1 pseudogene is annotated in these 209 nt (G+C 67.9%); it reads right to left on the bottom strand.

Annotated elements, in window-relative coordinates:
* Positions 1–209, bottom strand: a pseudogene (locus KJQ96_RS39935) (hypothetical protein); the annotation flags it as partial.

Below are 209 nucleotides of genomic sequence, written 5' to 3' on the forward strand. Positions count from 1 at the left end.
TCTGCGGCTGAGCCGGCTGAGCCGGCTGAGCCGGCTGCGCCGGCGTGGTCGCAGAGCCGGTCGGAACCGCGGCTTCGGCAGTCTTGGTCGATTTACCGGTCTGCTGTTGCGCGTCGCCCTCCATCGCGGAACTGACGAAGCGATCCTGCGGCTTGGAAGGCTTCGCCTCGGCCATCGGTACCGACGCATTGTCCTGCGGGAACACGTCG

It is taken from the genome of Bradyrhizobium sp. sGM-13 (assembly GCF_018398875.1).
Taxonomy (GTDB): domain Bacteria; phylum Pseudomonadota; class Alphaproteobacteria; order Rhizobiales; family Xanthobacteraceae; genus Bradyrhizobium.